Source organism: Candidatus Nanoarchaeia archaeon, from assembly GCA_035290625.1.
Classification (GTDB): Archaea; Nanobdellota; Nanobdellia; order Woesearchaeales; family DATDTY01; genus DATDTY01.
In genome coordinates, this window is the sequence record DATDTY010000080.1 from 1 (window position 1) to 6,245 (window position 6,245).

Genomic DNA, 6,245 nt, shown 5'->3' on the forward strand with positions numbered 1-6,245 from the left:
AATACCATCGAGAAACTTTGGGGGCTGGTACCAATTCGATGACTTCATGCTTAATGCGGAATCCGCTGATCCGGAAGGCGGCAGCATAAATGTGAAGGCGTATCTCTTCGATTCAGAGACTCCTCTTTGTTTTGATGAGGATAATGGGATAAATGTTATTCACCAAGGGTTCACGATTCTTGCCAGTCGTAGAACCGATGAAGAAAACCCTTTATACTCCACAGAGTTTGACAGGTGCGACCCGGACAGCCCAACAAATCTCATGGAGTATTACTGCGATGGAAACGAACTGGTCTCAACCCGAATAGACTGCAGCAATTCAGGAAGGGTATGCATCGATGGAAGATGTTCTGCTCCCTGTGTTGATACTGATGGGAGAGATTCGCATGTTATCGGGGAGGTTTATGTTGTGGGGGCTGATTCAACATGGGAATCACATACTGATGAATGCAAGCCCCCATCTCATGACAATCCATACTCTACAATAGCCCTTGAGAACACCTGCCAAGGAAATCAAAGGGCCGTGGAAGAGATATCCTGCAATGACGGAGAAGCATGCCTCAGGGGGAGATGTTTAGCATCTGCCCAGTTGGAAGCAGAATTAACAGAGTGCCAGCAATATAATCAGTATGATGGTTATAGTCTAACGAGCCCCTATGTACAAAACCGAGTCTCACTTGTCAGGCATTATGGTTGGGATGGTTTGGGCGGATTTAGCATCTTGGACCAGCAGGAGGATTTCTGCACTGATAGCCAGACTGTCCAGGAATTCTTTTGCCAGGAAACATGGGATCAAAATAGTAGGCAATATTTATGGTGGGTGGCTGATCGGATAACGCCCTGCCCATCGGGTTATTCCTGCAGTGAAGGGAGGTGCAGGCAGGATGAAACGAGGTTCTCCAATAACCAGGGAGACGTTAACAGCGATGGATTAGTAACTGAAGCTGACCTCATCCAGCTTCGTGAGTGGCTTGAACGAGACTTGGAGCATATTCCTGAGGCAGATATCGATGGAGACGGCCTTGTTGACCCTTATGACGCCTTTCTGATTTCCCGCTTTCTGGAGACCGGCACTTTTGATTTCCGTTATGCTGTGCGCAACCTTCTTGTTCGTACAGCAACCTCTACAGGGCTGCCCCTGTCCTCCTTGTACACGTTGGATACAGGAAGAGATGAATGGGTTTCGGGAAGGCTTGAGGAGGGCAATGTGATGTGGCAGATGGAGTACAAGCAGAAAGGCGCTTCTCGCCAGCAGTGCAGGCCTCCTGTATTGAACATCAAAACCAAGTTCAGGGATCGGGATATAGGCAGGGCTGATCAGATGTACAAGCTCTTTCCTGGCCTTACAACATATCCTGGGTTTTATGAATTGCGCTACAGAAAGATGCGCTTTACGCCAGATTGCGATGTCTGGGGAGACTTTGAGCTTGGACCTCTTCTGCGGGAATATTTTATCTATTCAATCTTCAGGCATTTTGGCATTCCTGCTGTAGACCCTGTAGCATTTGCCCAAGTTACTTTTGTATCATCGGATACTGATTTTGACCAGGGAGAGTCTTATCCCTACCTCATACTCCAGAGGATTGATGAAGAGAAAGATCAAATCCCGTTTGCGTCTCAGTTTTCCTTTGTCCGGTTGATTGAATCGAGCGACACGGTATGGGATGTTTCAGGAGATGGTTTCTCTGGCGTGTCCATTCAATACAGTGACCTGAGTTCAGAAATGAGCGGGCAAGAAGAACTCAGATTTGACCCTGACACTGCCATCAGATATTCCTTATTGTCGGATTTTACCTCGTTGGGAGACATTGCCACTTTGCACAATGTAGATTATGGGCTGCAGAGCTCAGGCATCTGGAAGCATATTCCTTTTGACTTTGACATATCTTTTTACTGTGACTTTTCTACCAGAGAGGTTCTCAACCGGATTGAGCAACTACCTTCTGAACTCCAGCCGTTCTACAAACAGGCTTACTACAGGATTGCCAGGGAAATCTTTGACAACCCAGATAACCTCAATTATATGCTTGCTCTTGTGGACAGCTATCCTTTCAGCGATAACACCGTCAAAATGAAGAACACGATTAAGCTGCGGTTCTATTATTATGCGCTTTATTTCGGCTCCTCCCAATTTGCATCAGATCTTGGGCAGGAATATGTTCCTTTTGAGAACCAAGAGGCTTATGTCCGGGAAGCTGTTCGCATAGCTGAACGGGAATCGTTTGATTCTATTTGCATGGAAAATAGCAGGCATCGCATTTTGCTTGATCTTCCTCTTGTACTTGAATCGCGTTATAAGCAACCAGAGATCGTTCCTGGGCCTCTTGCTGTCAGGCTTACTCCTCACATCTATGGAGATACTATAAGGATGGCTGTTGGCGACAGGACTCCTCCGATTATTTTCCACGAAGCCAACAATCAGGAGATAACAGGAAGGCGGGTTGCTGTCTTTTGGAGGGCAGGAGGAGATTCCGAAGGTAATCCCCTTTTTAGTGATGCTCCTAGAGGCTCAGTAACCAATGCCAGAGAGGACCAGAGCCTTGTCCATCAGGCAGAAAACGGCAGGCCGATATGGTTTGATGCCGGTCCTGTGATCCAATTCAACCAGCCAGGCTATTATGAGCTGCGCATGGCTGTGAAAGGCTTGGATGGAACCTGGAGCGCTCCTGCGATAGTTACGTATATTATTGGGGAATAAATTTATATATATCTCTGATACTTCAACTCTTCTATGGCAAAGGTAAAGGTTGCTTCTATCCATGACATTCCTGAAGGAGAGGTCAGGAAGGTTGAGGCAAATGGCATTGAGATTGCCCTCTCCCATGTAGATGGCGCATTCCATGCAGTGCAGCATCAATGCCCTCACAAAGGCGGGCCTCTTGGAGAGGGGTTTCTGGAAGGCGGTGTTTTAAACTGCCCCTGGCATGGCTGGCGGTTTGATGTGACGACAGGCAAGTCAAAGTATGATGAGAAGATCAAGATCAAGACCTTTCCTGTTAGTGTTCAGGGAGAGGATGTTTTTGTAGAGGTTTGAATCCTTAAAGTGTTAAGTAAAGTTGTTAACTTCCCAATCGGGCTTTTTGCAGGGGCTTATCAGGGATGCCGCCGAGTTCGCTTCCAGTTTCCTTTGTTCATATCGACATTCCCCGGGTTGGACGACCCCCTTGTCGATGTGCTTCTTTTTGGCTGCAAAGCTCACAAAAAAGGCGGCACCCTTCCCCCTGCAAAAAGCCCCGAGGTACTTGGAAACTCTACTTAACTCAAAGAAAACTTTTATAAACCAGGATGGTTTCACTATTGTTATCATTTTTCAAAACAAGGGAGGAAAACTTATGGTACACGAACTGCCAAAACTTGCGTATGATTTTAATGCGTTAGAGCCATATATAGATACAGAAACAATGAAGCTCCATCATGGCAAACACCATGCCGGCTATGTTGCGAAGCTGAATGCTGCCCTGGAGAAATACCCCAAGCTTCAAGGGAAGGACGTGAAGGAATTATTGAAGGATTTGAACGCTATCCCTGAAGAAATACGGACTGCCGTCAGGAACAATGGGGGAGGGCATGCAAACCACAGCTTGTTCTGGGCCATCATGGCGCCAAAGGCAGGAGGAAATCCGTCTGGAAAGATTGGCAAGGCGATTACAAAAGCGTTTGGCAGCTTTGAAGCATTCAAGGAGAAGTTTTCAGATGCTGCTGCAACACGGTTTGGATCTGGATGGGCATGGCTTGTTGTTGATAAGGGAAAACTTGCAATCATGAGCACCGCAAACCAGGACAGCCCGCTCTCAGAAGGGAAGATCCCTGTTCTTGGATTGGACGTATGGGAACATGCGTATTATCTTAAGTACCAGAACAAGCGGCCTGACTACATTGCTGCATGGTGGAATGTGGTGAACTGGAAGCAGGTTGAAGAAAACTTGACTAAGGCGATGTAAGAACAGTTCCATGATTGTTGCATTCTTTTATCTCTTCTCTTTTATTTTTCTTTTATACCCTTCAATCGCCTTTCTTGCGGAATCCACAAGAGGCAGCTTCAAGGCTTCATCAATCGTGTACCAGCCATAGGTGAGTATTTCCTCGTTTGGGGTTATATCTGTCTGCATTGCCCTGGCAGCGTAGGTGATGAAATGAAATCCCATCTTGGGATCTATGAAATCCTTGCTTGGCTGCTTTTCGCTCTCTCCTAATCTAACCAAATCGGAGATTTCAATAGCAAGCTCTTCATTAATCTCCCTCCTGAGCGCTCTCTCTTCTGTCTCTCCGTCCTCAATCCTTCCTCCTGGGACGATGTATCCGTTCCATTTCGGGGAGGTCATCAGAAAAATCTTACCAGAAAGGCTATAGAGCACTGCTCCGACACAGGTTTTTATGGGCATCTCCGCAAGTTCTCCTTATGTCTTGGGTCAATCAGGCCCGGGCATGGCAGCTCTCTTAACATCTCTTTGGAGGCTAGGCCCCACCTTTTCCTCCAGAACTTTGTAAAACGCTGCAGGGCCAAAGGTTTTTCCTGAATGGACTGCAGCTAGGGCATCCTCATAGGAAAACCATTGGTGAGTTTGATCCACGGAATCAAATTTGTCGGGGATATCCAAAACAACTATCTTGCTTGAGACAGCTTCCTCTCCAGTCAATGCTTCCACGCAATAGTTTTCCAGGATGAAAGTTTTCATATATTCTTCCATCACGAAAATCTGGTCAGCCCGCTCAATGTGATTTGTTTCCAACTGAACGCCCCTGCCATTGATCCTCCCCCATGGTTTGATGCCTGCAGACTGCACTTCTGCATCTAACGAGTGGTCTTTACAGTACTGAACAAGCCATTCTTCAGCAGCCGGGCTTCGGTACAGGTTCTGCCCGCACACGAATAAATAGGCTGGCTTTTTCATCTTGTTACTCCAGGACTTCGATCATCTTCTTTTTTGATGTGAGTCCAGAAACAATCTTAATTCTCCTCTTCTCTTTCTTATAAAACAATTTCACCAATTCAAGATTGGCTTTATTATTCTCGGGCTTTGATTTTACCCTGCAAATATACGCATGCAGATCTTTATCGAAGCTGAGCGAAGAATCCTTTGAATTCGGCTTGACAACCACTGACCACCTAGTCATAATCCCGCCAGGTGTGCTTACACTTGGTGCATCTCAGGAACTTGGTTTCAGGCTCATCCCCTGCCCGGGTCTGGACAAGCCAGTAATAGGCTTCAGTATTTTTGCACTGGCTGCACTCAGCCTTGGTGATGGGAAGGGTATGCTCCTGATCTGCGGTTATAACTCCCACACTTGGCCTTCCTGACTGGACTCTCTCTTTTATCTTCGCTTCCTGCTTTTTATCTTTTGACTTATAGCCGCAGCTACAGTAGAGGATCTTCTTTGACCCTTCAAGCTTTGGCCGCAGCAGCGAGCCGCATTTTGGGCAAAACATGTTAGTGGAAGAGGCTGATGAGATCAACAAAAATAATCTTGATCCAGCCAATAAAAGGTATCCTGAAAAAGGCGGTTCCGAGGATCTGATCCTCGCTTATGCCGGTCTCATCAATGATCCTGAGCGCCTGTGGATTTCCCTTGGGAACCCTTGTTCCGTCAGCCAGCCGGTACTCAATAATTGAGTCCGGGTTATTGTCCCCCTTTGTTTGAAAAGACTCTCCTGTGCCAACGACCCGATGGATGATGGGATCTGGACGCAGGGTTTTGAACACGATTATATCCCCCCTTTTTATATTTTGTGCTTCTTTCCCCCAGAGGATGATAATGTCTCCCTTATTGAAGCCCGAAGAGAGCGTATAGCCCCTGAATTCATCCTTTGAGATGCCTTTGGCCTCATACCACTGCCCCTGCTGCTCCCACCAGGCGTTGAAATTGCCGGTATGCTCCATGCTTTTCGAGACGACAGCAACCACAGGAAAAGGGGTTCCCAAGAGCAAGCCTAGCCCAGGGTAGACAACAAATTTTATCAGCACAAACGCAAGCACAGCATTTGCAATCCAGGACCAGACGCTGTCCTCCACCCAGAGGAAATGCCAGAGCTGCTTTGCAGCCTTCCTGATATCCATGGGATAGAGCCTTCTCCGGGCTTTTAAAAAGGTTGTGATTCTGCGGTGGCATTGAAAAGTCATGCAATGCCCTTTGTGAGCCTTCTATTCAAAGTACAGAACAGCGACAAAGGGGTTGCTCCATACGGGAAATGTCGCTTCCCATGAGAGTATGCACAAGGCGAAGTCGGCATTGCCGAACGAAGTGAG

Annotated in this window: 9 protein-coding genes; 3 read left to right on the forward strand and 6 right to left on the reverse strand. The window is 47.1% G+C overall.

The features are described from left to right. Together VJB08_07080 and VJB08_07085 are read left to right on the forward strand one after the other, a co-directional pair. Positions 1-2,698, forward strand: a 2,698-nt coding sequence (locus tag VJB08_07080; GenBank protein ID HLD43718.1) for a dockerin type I domain-containing protein, incomplete at its 5' end; no start/stop codon positions are given. A gap of 33 nt (positions 2,699-2,731) precedes the next feature. Beyond that, complete coding sequence (locus VJB08_07085) at positions 2,732-3,034, forward strand: Rieske 2Fe-2S domain-containing protein (GenBank protein HLD43719.1); 303 nt, start codon at positions 2,732-2,734, stop codon at positions 3,032-3,034. 12 nt (positions 3,035-3,046) lie between these two features. Here VJB08_07085 and VJB08_07090 read toward each other — a convergent pair whose 3' ends face one another. Continuing rightward, positions 3,047-3,307 carry a hypothetical protein gene (locus VJB08_07090; protein ID HLD43720.1) on the reverse strand — a complete coding sequence of 87 codons (261 nt, stop codon included), beginning with the start codon at positions 3,305-3,307 and terminating at the stop codon, positions 3,047-3,049. Positions 3,308-3,332: 25 nt separating this feature from the next. Between VJB08_07090 and VJB08_07095 the strand changes: the two genes are divergently transcribed. Beyond that, positions 3,333-3,941, forward strand: coding sequence for a superoxide dismutase (locus VJB08_07095; protein HLD43721.1), 609 nt, complete (start codon positions 3,333-3,335; stop codon positions 3,939-3,941). A gap of 27 nt (positions 3,942-3,968) precedes the next feature. Here the strand turns inward: VJB08_07095 and VJB08_07100 are convergent, their stop codons facing one another. From VJB08_07100 to VJB08_07120, 5 genes are read right to left on the reverse strand one after another with little or no spacing between them, the layout of a single operon-like run. Further along, complete coding sequence (locus VJB08_07100; protein ID HLD43722.1) at positions 3,969-4,382, reverse strand: NUDIX domain-containing protein; 414 nt, start codon at positions 4,380-4,382, stop codon at positions 3,969-3,971. Positions 4,383-4,409: 27 nt separating this feature from the next. Next, positions 4,410-4,892 carry a hypothetical protein gene (locus tag VJB08_07105; protein ID HLD43723.1) on the reverse strand — a complete coding sequence of 161 codons (483 nt, stop codon included), beginning with the start codon at positions 4,890-4,892 and terminating at the stop codon, positions 4,410-4,412. A gap of 4 nt (positions 4,893-4,896) precedes the next feature. Continuing rightward, on the reverse strand, positions 4,897-5,115 hold the full coding sequence (locus VJB08_07110; protein HLD43724.1) for a DUF167 family protein: 219 nt from the start codon (positions 5,113-5,115) through the stop codon (positions 4,897-4,899). Continuing rightward, positions 5,108-5,428 carry a transcription factor S gene (locus tag VJB08_07115; protein ID HLD43725.1) on the reverse strand — a complete coding sequence of 107 codons (321 nt, stop codon included), beginning with the start codon at positions 5,426-5,428 and terminating at the stop codon, positions 5,108-5,110. The genes VJB08_07110 and VJB08_07115 overlap by 8 nt, the downstream gene beginning before the upstream one ends. Before the next feature lies 1 nt (position 5,429). Continuing rightward, complete coding sequence (locus VJB08_07120) at positions 5,430-6,056, reverse strand: signal peptidase I (protein HLD43726.1); 627 nt, start codon at positions 6,054-6,056, stop codon at positions 5,430-5,432. Positions 6,057-6,245: the final 189 nt, after the last annotated feature.